Here is a 16,156-nt window from a genome sequence, read left to right as displayed (position 1 = left end):
TACCATAACTTAACTGTCCGTTTATGATTAGATCAATGACTTACATCGCAGCAATGATGATCGTTTTCAGCGTAGCTGCCCAAAAACAAGAAATTCGAGTAGACGATTTTTCAGAACTGACCTTCGGTACCTCAGGAGTGTTGTACCTGACACAAGGATCGGAGGCAAAAGTAGTTGTCGATGCAGATGAAGACATATTGGAGAAAATAGATTTTGATCAACGAGGTGACCGACTGGTGATCAGAAACAGAAATGATCGCGGCTGGAATCGTGGGTGGGGGAAATATGAATTGAAGATTTACGTGACCATGCGAGACATAGAGGCGATCACCTTAAGCGGCTCAGGCCCAATATATGGAGAGAGCTTATTGAAGACGGATGATTTGGAGGTAAAACTCAGTGGATCAGGAAGTATGGAGTTGGAAGTGGAAAGCAGAGACCTTGAAATCGGCATTTCAGGCTCAGGGTCCATTGAGATGGAAGGCTCTGGAGAAGAAGTTTATGCCCGGATCAGCGGTTCTGGCAAGATCAAAGCAGACGACCTGGAAGTAAAATCATTAGATGCTCGGATCAGCGGTTCGGGTAGCATTTACATGTCCGTAGAGGATGAAATCGAAGCGAGTATTTCCGGCAGTGGCAATGTGTACTACAGAGGAGATCCTGACCGTGTGATCAACAGCGCTTCTGGAAGTGGCAAGATTCGTAGGATGTAGAATTTACAAAGTAAGACATAGGTCGAGCTAATTCGACAAGCACTTGAAGCGCGGGGAGTATTCTCCGCGCTTTTTTTTGTTAAAATTCAATTTCCATCCAATTATGCAGAAAACCGGAGTTCTGATGCAGTTCTCCTAATAGTCCTCCCTCACACTATCATTAGGTCATACTTTCGGATCATCAAATAGATTCTAAAAAGCATCGGCAACTAGCTCAGGCTTTCAATTAATAAAGTATGCACCAATGAAAAAACTTGCCATAATCGATGATAGCCCAATGATGCTTTCATTTCTTGAAAGATTCTTGAATGAAAAATGGCAGGTCCAGACTTTTGAGGGGCCGCTAGAATTCATCAAGGCATATGAAGATGACAGATATGTACCCCATATCATCATTGCGGATTTACAGACAGAAGGATTGAGTGCAGTTGACCTGATGCGATTTGTGAAAGGTACTTCGCACAACATGCCCGTGCTAATCATATCTTCAAATGGGAACATTGATGTAAAGGTGGAGTGCCTGGAATCCGGTGCCACCGACTTCATTCAGAAGCCATTCAATCCCCGTGAACTCGAGGCACGAATCAAAAAAGTAGCGTTTCACCAGGACCAGGATTATCATGTACATTAATTACAGAAATTTCGGTAAAAGGTCCATTGATGTATTGATCAGTGGCGTCCTTCTTTTGATGTTAAGTCCATTATTGTTGATTGTGGCGGTTGCGATAAGACTGGAAAGTAAGGGCCCGATATTTTATGCGGCCAAACGAGTTGGGCAGCATTACCATACGTTTCGATTTTGGAAATTCCGGTCCATGTTTCAAGATGCAGACCAACGAGTAGGTGCGTTAAAAGCCCAGAGTCAATACCAGTCGAAAATGGAATTTGAGCCTGTATTGCTTGATGATGCCTCCGAAATTAGGGTAGCGGACGATGAGATCATAAGCGAGGATCAGTGGAACGCGCAGAGAGAAGATGAGGTAAAAAATGCGTTTTTTAAAGTGAAGAACGATCCTCGAATCACAAAAGTAGGTGCTTTCATACGACGGACCAGTATTGATGAACTGCCACAACTATGGAATGTATTAGTTGGAGATATGTCTTTGGTGGGCAATCGACCTTTACCACTGTATGAAGCGGAAAAGCTAACGGAAGACGCTTATATCGAACGGTTCATGGCGCCGGCTGGTATTACGGGCTACTGGCAAGTCACCGATCGTGGCAAAGCCAACATGTCAGTAGATAGCCGCAAACTCAAAGACATAGAATATGCCCGTCAGTATTCGTTTTTGATGGATATCAAGATCTTATTGATGACGCCACTAGCTGCGATACAGGAGGTTAAATCCTAGGAACTGCCCTAAACCGTCGGAGAACGGTTTAGAATCACCGATAACTCAACGTACAAAACTGAATTCAACAAGCTGCGGCTGAAAAAAGGGGTGAACCAGCAGTTCTCCTAATCATTCCAGAACATCATAACTGCCACCTCTAATTTCGACTCACCATCGAAGTTGTAACCAAGTAAACGCCATTCGCATGAAAATATTTGTTTTATCTCTTTTGATCACAACTGGTTTACAAGACAGCAGTTCACTCAATCCACAACATGAATTGGAGACCATTCAGGCTTTGCTATTAGATGTGACTAATATCGATAGCATCGTGGAAAAAGCGTTAGCGAACTCTTACACATTACAGTTGGACGAAGCACGCGTCAAACAACAACAATATGCGATCAAACAAGAACGCAATAGTTGGAGTCGAAGCTTTCGATTTGGCGTGAACTTTTTCAATGTCAGTACGGTGCCCTCTGCCAATGATGGCAATGTAAGTGTAACGCAAGCTTCCGTACTTTCCAATATTGGCCTGACCCTGGGGGTGAATCCCGAAGACTTTATCAATCGGAAGAGTAGGATCAGGGTGGCCGAACAGGAGCTTGAGATACGTAAAAAGGATTTGCAAAGAGACCGACGAGACATTGAGTCTTATGTGATAGGGAAGTTCCTTGAATATCAGCAAGCCCTTGAAATATTCATTATCAGAGAGAATAACCTGATGATTTCTGAAGAAAACAAGTTGGTGGCCGATGAGCAATTTCGTCAAGGTCGCATCACCACGCATGAGTACAACAAAATGTTGGGTGACTTGATGCTCAAGCAAGAAGCATTGGTTCGGGCCGAAACTACGGTTATGAAACTGAAACGAGAAATCGAACTATTCATCTCAGCGTAATGGAACATTTTACTCAAATACTGAAACTGATCTACAAGAACAGCTTGTGGTTAGTGATATTCCCGACTTTGGCAGCATTTGCGCTACACTGGTTGACCCGAAATGAACGTCCGGTGTATGAAGTTGAGGCGAAGATGATGATGGCCTTTCAGGAAAACAAAAACATAAGCCTGGGAGATCAGGATGTGAAGCAATACCAGATCCATACCTATTTCCAGAATGCCATTGAACTGGCCAGGTCCAAAAAACTCATTGAAAAAGTACGGATTCAAATAGCCCAACAAAGTATAAGCGATACCTTGAATCTTTTTCCTTTTCCCTGGCCTGATTCACTTCAGGAGGAGCTGCGGATTGCTTTAAACAAAAGGGGTGACGGTACTATGAATTTTGATGCCAGGTCAAGGGTTAATCAAGTGATTGGCACTTTTTTCCAGGAATACCATTTGAGTCATGATCAATTGAGAAAATCCTTGTTGGCTTTTCGTGTGATGGATTCGCATTTCCTCCAAATGAAATTGAAGTATGATGATCCGTATCGTGCTAATTTCCTGTTGAGATCCATGATCGAGCAACTGCAAAATGAATTGGGGCAGCTGTCCAAATCTTCGATTGTCAAACACCGTCAGGTCATAGAGGAATTAGTGCGCAAAGCCAAAAAAGACTTGGATGAAAAAGTGCATGTACTTGAAGCCATGAAGGTGAAAAATAACATCATTAACCTGGGGGAGCACACCAAAGCCATTGTGACTTATTTGGTGCAGTTAGAGGGCATACGCGCGGATGTGAAAGCCAGAATTGCAGCCCAAAAAGAGTTGGGAGGGTCGATCAAAGCGGGAATGGCAACGGAGGAATTTGTAACGCAATATCGTCAGGAAAATATGGCCATTGACCAAAGTCGCCAGGCTTTGTATGATGCCCAAAGCCTTAAATTGAGTCATCTGAAAAATACCATAGATGTCAGTGAAATCCTCCGCCAACAACAACTGATCAATGATCATCAAAGTACCATTCGAAATGGCCTGACTGATATTAGTCGTTCTTCGACCTATGACCCAAACAAAATCTATACGTCACTTGCTTTGCGTTACATCAATGCGACGTTGGACGTGGATCAACTTCAGCAGGAACTGACTATCGTAGAGCGGGAAATAAAGCGTGTAAATGGGTACTCGGCGCGGTTTGCACCATTCGAGTCCACGATTGGTACCATGACGGAAGAGATCAATACCGCACGTCAGACCTATCTGCTTTTGTTGAATAAACTGAACCTGACCGAATCCATGGAGTTGGGTTCTAGTGAAAGCCGATTGGCGGTAATCGATCACCCTGAAATTCCTGGTGCTCCTATCCCTTCCAAAAGAATATTCATCATACTGGGAGGAGCGATTGCTGTATTTGTGGTGCTCGCGGTACTATTCATCATATTGTTCCTGATCAATGACAGTATCCAGGATGTAGGGACATTCGAACGTAGATTCGGAGAAACGGCACTAGCTGCTCTACCCGCTTCTACCCAATCAAAAGATCGATTATTTACCAGTTCATTGAAGTACTTCCAGTTGGAAGAAGTGAAGAAAGTACTTGCGGAAATAAGAGATTCAAAAATCATTACGATTAACGCTTTGAGTGCGCGGGAGGACACCATGCCTGTGGCCGAGGCTTTGAAACAAAAGATGGAAGGTGAGGATGTAGATGTCCTTGACCTTAGACAAGCAGAGGATGAAGCAGATGTTGTTCGTCTGATGAAGCAACGATCTGAAATGCATAATCAGGTATTGGTGTTGCCACCACCATTACAATATTCCTATGATGGTCTGGCGTTGGCGGAAGCCAGTGATTGTAACCTGCTCACCTTTGGTCTGGGAAGAGTGAAAACTTCCGCAGACAAACGAATAATGAAGTTGTTTGAAGCGCCTGGGTTTAGGCACCTTGGTATGGTGCTAACGAATCTGAAACCCGAACACATGGAGGGGTATGTTGGTGGGATTCCGAAGCAAAGAAACTGGTTCAGACGAATAGTTAAAAAAATAATTCAGAGAGAATGGTAAGTGTATTTGGGACAGATCCAATCTAAGAGCGGCGCCTGGCGGTAATGTCAGGCGTTTTTTATCGTTTAACCGTAAATTTTTGAGGATTTCAAAGGACATAAACCCAACTCCGGGGATTAATGCAGAAAACCGGACTCAAAAAGCAGTTTGCCTAAACTTCTCGCGTTCCGGTCTGACCTCATTCTACTTTTGAATCATCACAGAAACGAACAAGCCATGCTAATACTTCATATCCTACTTTCAATATTAGTTGTCTACTCAGCATACATGTTCATCCTTGTCTTATCTGGATTGCTCTACCGGCCAAAACGCTCCGGAAATTTTCAATTGCCCCGGATCAAGTTGTTATTGCCTGCTTACAAACCCGATGCACGGTTTTCTCAGGTATTAGAGCAACTAAAGATGGTGACTGAAGGTCAGTCAGCAGAAGTATTCATCCTGTTTCAATATGCTGACTTGAAATACTATGAATTAGCTGATGAACTTGATTTTGAATACGAAATCAAAGCATTTGATCATTTAAATGGAAATAGCTACCAACATGCATTGAGATATCTGGCTGCAGAACATTTACCAGAGGGAAGCTGCGACTATGTCATGATCCTGGATAAGGACAACCTGATGGCTGCAGACTTCTTTCAAGAGTTGAAAAAAATTGATTTGTCTGGTTTTGATTTGGTTCAGAGTGTGAGAAGACCCCTGGAGACCGCACATGGTCTCCAGGTCTTCGACGCTTTGTCAGAGCGACTAAATGACCTGATGCTCCGGGCCGGAAAGTGTTTCTGGGGTGGCCCTGCTGAATTAAGCGGAAGTGCAGCATTGATCAAGACCGACATTTTTAAGGATTGTATCAAACAGCTTGATCCAAAAGCTCCTGGTTTTGACAAGAACTTCATGGTCAATTTGTTGACCAGTTACCCGTCTTTAAGGACCGAATTTTCAAAAAACCTGGTTGTATATGAGGAAAAGACAGCCACCGTACAGAATTACGATGGGCAGCGCTTACGTTGGTTCGGAGAGCAGTATTATAACGCATTTTATAAAGCGGGAAAATTGTTGGGAAGCGTGCTGAAGGGCAATTTGAAATGCCTGGATTACTGGGTGTCACTTGCCAGACCCCCTAGAATAGTATTGTTCGCGATGAGTTTTTTACTCGCTGCCATTGATTTGTGGGACAGTATGCCTGGCATCTTAAGCATCCCTTTTGTACTGAATTACCTGACTTTCCTAATGGTCGCATTTCCTTACCTGGATCAGATAAAAATGTTGGACTTAATCAAAGGAGGTCTGTCTGTACTGCGTAGCAACGTATACCATTCATTGACTTCACTCAAAAGCAAACACCTGGGCACTTTTATTCATACCCGATAACCTCAAAACACCATGAATCTCACTTTGGTAACCGATCATCATTTGAATTCCGGCATCGGACGCTACAGTTTTGAGCTGTCTCAAGCGTTACGAAAGCAACACAAATCACTGCAACTTTTTAAGCCGTTCAAGCAGGATGCCGATGACATCCATTTCGATCAAAAATTTAATTGGATCCGAAAGATCCGATACAAGTCACTTAGGAATTTGCATCCCTATTTATTGCCTTATTTCATAGGAGGACAATTGTGGAAAGAAAATAGCCAGATTTTTCATGGACATTGGTTCATGGCTGGACTTGGACTTCAAAAGGCGAGGAAGAAGAACATGGTCGTGACCATGCACGATGTGTCTTTGCTACATGAAAAAGAGATGAGTCCGAAGTTCACGCGCTACTATCGAAATGCGCTAAAGTTTCTGAAAAAGTCAGGCGTTCCGATCATCGTTGTGTCTGAACAGGCTAAGAAGGATGCCATGCAGTTTGGAGTGTTCACTGAAAGTCAGGTCCATGCCATACCGAATGGGATCAATTTTGAACAGTTCCGACCGATGGTCCAAAAGCAGAATGAACGATTTAAAATCGTCTATGCAGGTGGACTAAGCCCCAGAAAAAACCTCGATTTGATCATTGAAGCTTGCGAGATTCTGGAGAAAAGACATGTGGACTTTCAACTGGATATAGCTGGTAATCATCCCGAAAGGACACCTTATCCTGTGATGGTAAAAGAAAAAGGATTGAAACAGATCAAATTCGTCGGTTTCCTTCCTGATGAATCCATGAATGAGTTTTACAATGGTTCCGACCTAATGGTATACACGTCCAAATATGAAGGATTTGGTTTTGCTCCATTAGAAGCCATGGCGGCGGGCACGCCAGTCATCTCTACCAAAGGAGGAGCGTTGAATGAAATCTCGGGAGGAGGTTGTGCGCAAGTGCGATATTCAAAATACGACCTGGCAGATACTATTCAACAGTTCATCGATGATCCTGTTTTGTGTGATCGGTTTCGCCAAAAGGGGCTGGATTGGGTACAGCAGTACAGCTGGGAAAACTGTGCAGAAAAAACATTAGCGGTCTATCAAAAAGTGGCTTGAGATGAAAGTGAATATTGTATCGACATTTACGAGAAATTGTGGGATCGGACAGTATACCGAACACCTCGGAAAGCAACTGAGTAAACAAGAACTGGACGTGCAAGTTTATCGGAAAGATGGTCCCGATGACGATGTTTTCAATTCCTATCCTTATCGTTCATTTCGTTCATGGCAGCATCGGGTGGCTCCCTTTTTTCTAAGACAGGCCATCCGAAAGCAAGAGGCAGACCTCTGGCATGCGGATTATGTAAGCTCCTTTGATGCATTGGCGTGCGCTCGTGTAGGAAAGCAATCCATCGTTACGGTGCATGATGCCATTCCATTTCACTATCCGGGAAATGCCATTGATTTTCGGTTTTATAAGAACCAGCTGAAAAAAGCGATCAAGCAAGCGAAATTTCTGGTGACCGTTTCGGAAACAGCACGTCTAGATCTCATCAAGCAAGCGGGTGTAGATCCGTCGAAAGTAGTCAGCATACCCAATGGGATCAACGTCTCAGCATTTCAACCGAAGACAAAACCGGAAGAATATAAAGTATTTACCATACGATACCTGGGAGGTTTAGGAGCACCGCATAAAAATGTTGCGATGTTGCTTTACATGGCCCAAATGCTGGAACAAGATGGAATTGACTTCAAACTGGAGTTGGGAGGGTATCTTCCGGAACGGCATGCCTTGAGGGATCTTGTTGCGGAACTGGAACTTAAAAATGTAGCTTTTCCAGGCTTCATTCCAGATGAAGAAAAAGCCAACTTTTTAGCCGGGGCTGATTTGTTTGTATTCCCAAGTTTGATGGAGGGGTTCGGTTTTCCACCTATGGAAGCCATGGCTGCCGGAACAGCGGTATTAGCTTCCAATATTCCCGTTTTTGAAGAATTGATTGGTGATGCGGCCTTATTGGTTGACCCCAAAGCGGAGTGGTTTGCAAGAGGCGTCAAAGACATCATGAAATCAAAAACACTAGCGGAAGACCTGTCGATGATGGGGCAGGAACATGTTCGCCAATACACCTGGGATCGAGTGGCTCAACAAACCCTGGCGTTGTATCAACGCGCATTGAACTAGGATGATGAGTAAGCAAAAAATCATCCAGGCCCTGAGCGGAAATGTGATCGAAGTAGCCCTGGGTTTTATCACGATTATGTTCATCACGCGGAACTACACACAGGAACAGGCAGGTATCTATTTTCTGATCATGGCAATTGTGGCCGTGCTCAATAACCTCAAGGAAGGCTTCTTGCAAAATGGATTCGTCAAGTATTACGTTGAAAGTCAGGGAGATCGTACGATTTTGCAATCCGGGTTGTTGATCACCTGGGCCTGGGATGTACTGAATGTGGTGGTTTTTGGATGCATCACTTTTTTCAACGAATCATTAGCTCCTTTCCTGCCATTCTATTTGATTCAGGTTGTAGGTTATTCTCATTATCGTTGGACCCTGTTCATTCATAAAAGTGACCTGAATTTAGCTACCATTTTTCGTGTCAATATTCTTGTGTTGGTGGGAGTATGCTCAGGGTTGTTAATGGTTTATCTCTGGCAATTGCCGATTCATTATTGCTTAATGGCGGCCGGAATTGCTTATGGATTGGGGACATTTTCTTTTCCTGAAAATCGAAATTTGCTTTTCAAAGCGCTGTGGGGGAGGCCAAGCAAACAGAGGCTGTATCAGCTGTGTAATTTTGGGAAGTACGGATTTTTGAAAGAGTTGTCAGGTTCTATTTCTCATCAGTCCGGAGTGTTTCTTGCGGCCTATTTTTTAACCATGGGTGATACAGCTCTGTTAGGGCTTGCCAATCGATATGCAGTTTTGATCGCTATTCCTGGAAGTAGTTTGAGCGGTCTTATTTATCCGATATTACTTAAAGTGGGTATTGATTCAGGAAAGCTACGAGCCGCAGCCAGCGAGGGCATTGGAAAAATGTATGCATTATTAATTCCTTTGGCCTTGATGATTTGCCTGGCATCACCTTTACTCATCATCGGTTTGCACGGATCGACTTATGCATTCGCAGCAATTATTCTGATCATCCGTGTATTACTGACTACTTTCTTGTTGCCTTTGGGTACTGGATTTAGCTCCATTATGAATGTTATGAATCATCCCGAACGCATTACGAAACTGGTCTTGATCACTAGTTTGGTCAACTTGACTGCCATGATCATTTCAATGCCCTATTTGGGGATCTGGGGGGCTATGTTATGTCCTGTATTGACAGAAATTGTCGGATTCGTGATCATGAAAAAAGGTCTGCGAGTCATTCAACTCCATATGTCAGATATCGCGATTCAGGTCATGCAGTTCTGGAGGTATTGGTTTAGAGCATGGGTGCCAGGGTTGTGGATGAAACGTCGAATTGGCGCTCAGGCTTCTCAATCTGAGGCATTCTAAATTTTCAATTTTCCCCTGTCCGTAGTATTTTCCCTGAGTAATGGCCATTTTGAAAATCAAGAAATACCTGGGAGAAGGGACGCTGATCATATTTAGTGTCCTGTTTGCTTTGTTCATCAATAAGGCCTTCGAAAGTTATCAGACCAATCAACGGAAAGCAGTGGCCTTGAAAAGCATTACTCAGGAACTCTACCGAAATCAGGCCATTCTCGATCGCTGGAAGGATCAACATCAGACAGTTTTGGGCCGATTAACGGAGTTAATTGAGGGAAAGAATGACAGCTTAAAGCAAGCCATTGCAAGCAAGACGTACCTTGATCTTGGGTTTTTAACGGATAACAAATCTTTGATTGATGCTTTTCTTACCAATACGGCCTGGGAATCAGCGAAAGAAACAGGTATCATCGCGGAATTCGATTTCGAGATGACCCAAAAATTGACACTTGTTTATAAAATGCAAGACGTCATGACCGATCGAACGCTGGCTAAAATTCTGGATTATTACTTTGACACCAGTTCACATGATATGGACAACCTGGACCAGGTCCTGATCCAATTTCAATTGCGGTTTGTGGAGCTTACCGGACAAGAGCTTGTGATGGTGACGATGTACGAGGAGGCTTTGGAGGCAGTGAGGTAAACTACAAGAGGGTCACTGTTGGAAAATTAATATTTAGAGGTCCATCCTAGAGTATCAATCTTCCCTGCTTTTACTTGATCCATAGATTCATAAAGTCTGTCTGCATTCTTCTTGGAACTAAGTAGGTGTAACGTTTCCACCATTGAATTGTATTCTTCCAAAGACATCATTACGGCTCCTTTACCCGAATTTCTTTTGATAAAGATTGTCTGTTGCTTCTTTTCAACAGAATCCAGGTATGTTTTGAGGTTTTCTGCAAACTTGGAAAAATCAATGGAGATCATGCCTTTTTCGTTTCGATATGGAAGTTAAACATTAAAAGAAATAGGCGTGCAATAATTAATGGTCATTTCTAAAATTCCCCTTTTCCACACAAATCCCTGTACTTCCTACCGTTTTCCGAAAAGTCGCCTTGTGCTTGAAGGCCGTCTGCTACTTTCGGATCATGATCAATTCCAACATCCGGTCACATGATTCGCTAGCTAGTGAAACCTGGGAAAAGTCCCTTGTTGGAAGGTTGGTGGATTATTGTCGGGGGCAATCCACCATAAGCGGATGGTTCATGATCATTTTACTGGGTTTGATTACCCTTATTGTCACGCTAGGAGTGTACAAGTTAGGACTTCTGGGCGCGATCCTGTTCGCAGGAGTTGTGGTGGTTGGCCCCCTTGTTTTTACGGCTCTTTGGAAGACTCAGGTTGGGATATATATCATGGTCATCGCTTCATTTTTCCTGAGTGTGGCCCTCCGGCTGGTACCCAATATTCCTGTGGGGATAGGCTTAGACCTGATGATTCTGATCATGGTTAGTGGTAACATCTATAAGATGCAATACGAAAGAAATTGGACAGGCTTGAAAAGTCCACTCACGGTTATCCTTATGATCTGGGTGGTGTATAACCTGGCTCAAGTTGCAAACCCTTATGCCGCCTCCAGGGTAGCCTGGTTTTATGTGATCCGGCCAGCAGTCGGATACCTGATGCTCTACTTTTTAGTATGGCAGGCCATGGTAACTTCAAAAGATAGCAGGCGCTTATTCAACTTTGTGCTATTCCTGAGCGCCATTGCTGGTCTGTGGGGTATTTATCAAGGATTGTTTGGGTATTTCGGCTGGGAAATGAGCCATGTGATCCGTACGGATACCATTCATCTGGTATTCAATAATGGTCGTTGGCGAGCATTTGGACCAATCGGTAGCCCTGCTCAATATGGAATCATTATGGCGGCGATGTGCTGTTTGAGTCTGAATACCGCCTTCGGATCCAGGGAGGTAAGATCGAAAGTGATCTACCTGCTGATTGGGTGTATCTGTCTCCTGGCAATGGTCTTTTCCGGTACAAGGTCTTCCTTCATCATCATTCCCATCTACTACTTCATCAAAGTAGTGATCAGCCGAAACCGGAAGCTGTGGGTCAGCCTGGTATTCGCAGGTATGGCATTGGGGGCTGTAGCGAAGATGCCTACGAGTAACTACCACATCTTGAGGATCCAATCGGTCTTTAAAGCTTCTGAAGATAAGTCTTACCAGATCCGAGCGAACAATCGAAAAATGATCACACCCTGGATCATGAAGCATCCCATCGGTGGAGGATTAGGAAGTACAGGAGTCTGGGGTCAACGATTTTCACCGGGTACCTTCCTGGCCAATTTTCCTCCGGATTCGGGGGTCATTCGCGTAGCGGTTGAGCTCGGGTGGATTGGTCTGATCATCTTCCTGCTCATTTATTTCATAGCATTCCTGAAAGGAGTAATGGCTTATTGGCGGATGCCGGATAGTCCCCAGAAAGCGCAAGTGGCTGGAATGCTCTGTATGCTTCCGCCACTGGGGGTTGTGGAAATAGGGCAAGAGGTTGCGGGGGTCTTTCCGATGAGTCTGTTGTTCTGGGTGCTGCTCGGACTACTATTCGTCAATATTCGACATTCAAAAAATCAATCATCTAAACAAGCACAAGAATCATGAGTGCGATCAAAATATCAGTAGTCATTCCTACTTATAATCGGCTGGAACTTTTGAAGGGCCAGATAAATGCATTAATGAGCCAGACCCTGGCTGAAGCGCAATATGAAGTGCTTGTAGTGAATGACGGCTCTGGTGATGGGACGAAGGAATACCTGGATCATATTCTGGATTTTTACGACAATTTGAAGGTATTCCATCAAGAAAATGGAGGTCCGGCAAAGGCCAGAAATACGGCACTTAGGGTCGCTTCGGGGCCTATCATTGCCTTTACAGATGACGATTGTGTGGTAGAAAGAAACTGGTTGGAAACAATCCTGGCAGGATGGAATGAATCTATCGTAGGGATGCAAGGTGCTACTTATACGGATCGCGAAAGCGTCACGCCACTGACCCATCAGATCGATAATTTGACTGGCCACAATTCCGTTCCTACTTGCAACGCAGCATATTCAAAAGGAGCACTGATGTTCATTGATGGATTCGATGAATCTTTCCCTTCACCTCACAATGAAGACGCAGATGTGAGCTGGCGGATACAGCAAATTGGTAAAGTGGTCTTCTGTAAGGAAATGCGCGTTTATCACCCGCCAAGGAGAGACACGTTTCGAAAAGTGTCTCGTCGCATGAAGATCATGGAAAGTGAGTTTACACTTTATCAAAAAAGTCCGGCCCTGTACAAGAAGTATAGGGATAGAGATCCTTTGTCTCATATCTACGGGGAGGTGTTTTTTCAGCACCTGGGCTATCATTTTCTTGCCAAGGTCAAGCTTTGGAAAAAGCCGGTCTTGATGTTGCAAGGCATAGCCCTTTCTATGATCTGGTGGCTGGACCTGTTGGTGAAATTTCCTTCCTACCTGAGAATGAGTCGTTTCGTGTCGAAGTAATACAGCACAAACCCGGAATCGTACGTTTATGACATTTCTCATCTTAAATCAGGCATGAGCATTGTACCTTGCGCGTATGAAGACCCTGCTGACTTTTTTCTTAATTACCTGTTCATTTGTTCTATTGGCTCAAACTCCCGAAACAGCCATCAAGGAAGCCATGGCTGAGCAGGAACGATGTTGGAACGCCGGTGATCTGGATTGCTTTATGAAGAGCTACTGGCAAAGTGAAGAACTCGTATTCATCGGTAGTAAAGGGCTCACTTATGGTTGGCAACAAACATTGGATAACTACAAGGCGTCCTATCCTGACAAAGCAGCCATGGGAACATTGAAATTTACCCTGGAAATCATTGAGCCTTTGAGTGATGATTATTGGTTTGTGGTAGGGAAGTGGCAATTGACAAGAGAAAACGACATACCAAGCGGTCATTTTTCACTGATCTGGAGAAACCTCGATGGTGAATGGGTAATCGTCGCAGACCATAGTTCCTGAAAAGTTGAGGATCAAGCCATAAACCTTTGGAGTAATTGTGCAAAATGAAGTTGTCACTTTGGGTCGGCCTTGATTCATTTTAGGTTTTTGGGGTAAAGAAGAGCAGAAAAGAATAAAATTCTGTTCGCCGGTAGAGTCTCAACTGATTTGATTTCACGAAATTGCGAGTTTATTTTATTCCTGCTCTTTTGAGACAAAAGGCGTTAAAAAATGAATCCGGCCTAGATTTTTGGCACTTTTCATCGATGGAAAAGTGGCAAGAGAAAACGATGCCTCAGACCTCAACAAACGCACAGTAGATGATTCAGGTACTTCAGCTAAATTTTAAATCTTAGGAATTGCATGCTATTTGGGTGCTCCCCAAGAATATTGCTTGATCCAAAGTTGAGATCAAACTTATTTCCTATTACTACCCGTCCGCGTCACTTATGAGGACGCTGATGATTTGTATTTTACAGACTTAATTCGCAGCCTCCTTTTCGAATCAGAAGAAGAAATGTGATCATCAATTTTTCACGCTTCCAACCAATGGTTTAAAGTCAGGGTCAGAGGTATAATTGAGAGAAGTATTTTTCTCGTTGCCAATCAGAATACTGGCAGAGAAAAGAGCGTGCCCTGAGCCTGTCGAAGGGAAGGCTCGTCCCGAGCTTGACGAGGGGGCAAAAAAAGAGCAACCCGATAAAAATCAGATTGCTCCCAAAACAACTAAAGGCTACAGTCGGGCGACTGTAGTGATTCAAAGGAACGAAGATTTTTGATCTCTGCAAAATAATTTATGACTTCTTGTCACAAATTTTCTATGAATAGTAAAAAAACATCGTTCATTGGTGTTTTGGGAGGTTAAAACGCACTTATTACGGGTACCATTGAGAGAATTGAAATGGCCAGTTTCTGAAATTTTTCTAGCTTTATCAGTAGCTAACCTAGTTTAATTTTTACCCACATGAGGAAGTCTCTTTTATTCCTTTTTATAATCTTGTCTTTTTCATCTTTTTCGCAGCGCACCCTCATTCATGTCGGTAAGCTAATTGATGGAACTAACAATCGAATTCTTGAAGAAAGAACCATCATTATTGAAGGTTCGAATATTACATCCGTTGATCGGGGATACACCAGTCCTGAAGAAGGTGATGTCACGATCGATCTGAAATCCATGACCGTGACTCCAGGCTTGATCGACATGCATGTGCACATCGAAGGGGAGACCAGTCCGGACAGATATTTGAAACGATTCACTCAAAATGAAGCAGACGTAGCGTATGATGCCTTGACGTATGCGAAAAAGACCCTGATGTCCGGGGTAACGACGGTTCGGGATATGGGAGGAAGCGGTGTAAACATTGCGTTGCGTAATGCGATCAATCGGGGTAAGGTAGACGGTCCCCGGATCTTAACCGCCGGAAAGGCCTTGTCCATCACAGGAGGGCACGCAGACCCGACCAATGGCCACCGAAGAGACCTGATGGGAGATCCGGGCCCTAAAGAAGGAGTGGTCAACAGCATAGAAGATGCCAAAAAGGCGGTGAGATGGCGGTACAAAAACGGTGCGGATTGGATCAAGATCACAGCTACTGGCGGGGTTTTGAGTGTGGCCAAGGATGGATTGGGCCCTCACTTCAAAGAAGATGAAATTGGAGCCATCGTAAGTGCAGCTAAAGACCTGGGCTTTTCTGTAGCTGCTCACGCACATGGTACAGAAGGTATGAAACGCGCGGTTCGAGCAGGGGTGAAAACCATTGAGCATGGGACCTTCATGGATGAAGAAATCATGGAATTAATGATCAAAAACAATTGCTATTATATTCCAACTATTTCGGCAGGAAAGTACGTCGTTGGTAAAGCAAATCAGCCGGGTTACTTCCCATCTATCGTAGCTGCGAAAGCGAAGGCAATTGGGCCACAGATCCAGTCCACATTTCAGAAGGCTTACGCCAAGGGGGTGCCAATTGGATTTGGTACTGATGCGGCAGTCTTTCCTCATGGCGATAACTGGAAGGAATTGAAGTACATGAACGAAGCCGGGATGCCGATCATGGAAGCCATTCAGGCGGCCACGTCCGTCAATGCGAAAATCCTCGAAATGGAAGATCAGATCGGGAGCATTCAAAAGGGAATGCAAGCCGACATCATCGCAATTGATGGAGACCCACTGGAGGACATTGATGCCTTCGGTCGGGTGGTTTTCGTGATGAAAGCTGGAAAAGTGTACAAAAGCGAATTGTAAATGACCCGGACCATCTGACGATTCGAGTAGGAAATCTGACGATTCGACTGAAATCGAGGGAAGAAAAGTTGGTAGAGGCGTTTCTCATCATAACTAA

At 44.0% G+C, this 16,156-nt stretch carries 15 protein-coding genes; 14 read left to right on the top strand and 1 reads right to left on the bottom strand.

All coding sequences use genetic code 11. The features are described from left to right. The first annotated feature begins 23 nt into the window (after positions 1 to 23). From R8G66_22390 to R8G66_22345, 10 genes are all read left to right on the top strand, one after another. Positions 24 to 713 (top strand): head GIN domain-containing protein, encoded by a 690-nt coding sequence (locus R8G66_22390; GenBank protein MDW3195140.1) that lies wholly within the window; start codon positions 24 to 26, stop codon positions 711 to 713. A gap of 244 nt (positions 714 to 957) precedes the next feature. Next, on the top strand, positions 958 to 1,344 hold the full coding sequence (locus R8G66_22385; GenBank protein ID MDW3195139.1) for a response regulator: 387 nt from the start codon (positions 958 to 960) through the stop codon (positions 1,342 to 1,344). After that, positions 1,334 to 2,065, top strand: a complete 732-nt coding sequence (locus R8G66_22380; protein MDW3195138.1) for a sugar transferase — start codon at positions 1,334 to 1,336, stop codon at positions 2,063 to 2,065. Before R8G66_22385 ends, R8G66_22380 begins: the two co-directional genes overlap by 11 nt. Before the next feature lie 187 nt (positions 2,066 to 2,252). Further along, positions 2,253 to 2,948 (top strand): TolC family protein, encoded by a 696-nt coding sequence (locus tag R8G66_22375; protein MDW3195137.1) that lies wholly within the window; start codon positions 2,253 to 2,255, stop codon positions 2,946 to 2,948. Further along, on the top strand, positions 2,948 to 4,996 hold the full coding sequence (locus R8G66_22370) for a hypothetical protein (protein ID MDW3195136.1): 2,049 nt from the start codon (positions 2,948 to 2,950) through the stop codon (positions 4,994 to 4,996). The genes R8G66_22375 and R8G66_22370 overlap by 1 nt, the downstream gene beginning before the upstream one ends. 267 nt (positions 4,997 to 5,263) lie before the next feature. Then, complete coding sequence (locus R8G66_22365; GenBank protein ID MDW3195135.1) at positions 5,264 to 6,367, top strand: hypothetical protein; 1,104 nt, start codon at positions 5,264 to 5,266, stop codon at positions 6,365 to 6,367. A gap of 12 nt (positions 6,368 to 6,379) precedes the next feature. Next, positions 6,380 to 7,462: a glycosyltransferase family 1 protein gene (locus R8G66_22360; GenBank protein MDW3195134.1), complete on the top strand. Its 1,083-nt coding sequence runs from the start codon at positions 6,380 to 6,382 to the stop codon at positions 7,460 to 7,462. Position 7,463: 1 nt separating this feature from the next. Then, positions 7,464 to 8,528 (top strand): glycosyltransferase family 1 protein, encoded by a 1,065-nt coding sequence (locus R8G66_22355; GenBank protein ID MDW3195133.1) that lies wholly within the window; start codon positions 7,464 to 7,466, stop codon positions 8,526 to 8,528. A 1-nt stretch (position 8,529) separates the two neighbouring features. Continuing rightward, positions 8,530 to 9,855 carry a polysaccharide biosynthesis C-terminal domain-containing protein gene (locus R8G66_22350; GenBank protein ID MDW3195132.1) on the top strand — a complete coding sequence of 442 codons (1,326 nt, stop codon included), beginning with the start codon at positions 8,530 to 8,532 and terminating at the stop codon, positions 9,853 to 9,855. 40 nt (positions 9,856 to 9,895) lie between these two features. After that, positions 9,896 to 10,495 carry a hypothetical protein gene (locus tag R8G66_22345; protein MDW3195131.1) on the top strand — a complete coding sequence of 200 codons (600 nt, stop codon included), beginning with the start codon at positions 9,896 to 9,898 and terminating at the stop codon, positions 10,493 to 10,495. A 26-nt stretch (positions 10,496 to 10,521) separates the two neighbouring features. On the opposite strand, the gene R8G66_22340 is transcribed toward R8G66_22345, so the two are convergent. Continuing rightward, positions 10,522 to 10,779, bottom strand: coding sequence for a type II toxin-antitoxin system Phd/YefM family antitoxin (locus R8G66_22340; GenBank protein ID MDW3195130.1), 258 nt, complete (start codon positions 10,777 to 10,779; stop codon positions 10,522 to 10,524). 161 nt (positions 10,780 to 10,940) lie between these two features. Here R8G66_22340 and R8G66_22335 point away from each other — a divergent pair, with 161 nt between their 5' ends. From R8G66_22335 to R8G66_22320, 4 genes are all read left to right on the top strand, one after another. Next, positions 10,941 to 12,455 (top strand): O-antigen ligase family protein, encoded by a 1,515-nt coding sequence (locus tag R8G66_22335; GenBank protein MDW3195129.1) that lies wholly within the window; start codon positions 10,941 to 10,943, stop codon positions 12,453 to 12,455. Next, positions 12,452 to 13,339, top strand: coding sequence for a glycosyltransferase family A protein (locus R8G66_22330; protein MDW3195128.1), 888 nt, complete (start codon positions 12,452 to 12,454; stop codon positions 13,337 to 13,339). The genes R8G66_22335 and R8G66_22330 overlap by 4 nt, the downstream gene beginning before the upstream one ends. 76 nt (positions 13,340 to 13,415) lie before the next feature. Further along, positions 13,416 to 13,835 carry a nuclear transport factor 2 family protein gene (locus R8G66_22325; GenBank protein ID MDW3195127.1) on the top strand — a complete coding sequence of 140 codons (420 nt, stop codon included), beginning with the start codon at positions 13,416 to 13,418 and terminating at the stop codon, positions 13,833 to 13,835. 943 nt (positions 13,836 to 14,778) lie between these two features. Beyond that, positions 14,779 to 16,059, top strand: coding sequence for an amidohydrolase family protein (locus R8G66_22320; protein ID MDW3195126.1), 1,281 nt, complete (start codon positions 14,779 to 14,781; stop codon positions 16,057 to 16,059). The last annotated feature ends 97 nt before the right edge of the window (positions 16,060 to 16,156 follow it).

The organism is Cytophagales bacterium (assembly GCA_033344775.1).
GTDB lineage: Bacteria > Bacteroidota > Bacteroidia > Cytophagales > Cyclobacteriaceae > JAWPMT01.
The sequence above is the reverse complement of the archived record's forward strand: the minus strand, read 5'-3'. Positions and strand labels throughout refer to the sequence as shown.